Consider the following 669-nt stretch of genomic DNA (forward strand, 5'->3'; position numbering starts at 1 on the left):
GGTAGTATTACATAAAGTGTGTCACGGTGATTAAAGATTAAGTTTCAAACGTTCGCTAAATATAATTGATAATTGCGCCAATGTCTGATTCCAGTTGTGTACAGGCTTGTTCCACTTGGCACATATATTTTCCTGGACAAGGAATAAGAGTTTCATGAGGGCGTCTTCCGACTGGAAGGCGCCTTTGGATTTTGTAACTGCACGAAGCTGCCTATGGAAGCCTTCAATAATATTTGTRGTATACATTATTCGGCGGATGTCTTTGTTGTACTGAAAATAGCTACTGAGTCGMGGCCAATTCTTTCGCCAGGATTCGATCACCTTGGGATATCGGGCSCCCCAGTTGGATTCCAATTGATCAAGGCTGCGYTCTGCCTGGTCAGYAGTGGTCGCCTTGTAGACATTTTGGAGRTCTTTCATAAATGGCTTAACATCCTTGTAGGAAAGATATTTCTGGGAGTTGCGTATCTGATGTACAATACAAAGCTGAACTTCGGTCTTGGGAAAAACACTTTCTATCGCGTCGGCAAAGCCCTGAAGATTATCAATACAGGCAATGAAGATATCTTCCAAACCGCGATTCTGTAAGTCTGTCAACACTTGCAACCAGAATTTAGCACCTTCGTTCTCTCCCACATACATACCCAACAGCTCTTTATAACCCTCCTG

1 protein-coding gene is annotated in these 669 nt (G+C 43.0%); it reads right to left on the bottom strand.

Annotated elements, in window-relative coordinates:
* Nucleotides 1-30 precede the first annotated feature (30 nt).
* A partial coding sequence (locus AC1DCV_RS35750) for an IS256 family transposase (RefSeq protein ID WP_477027678.1) occupies nt 31-669 on the bottom strand: 639 nt, incomplete at its 5' end.

The organism is Chitinophaga sp. 10T418, from assembly GCF_056394125.1.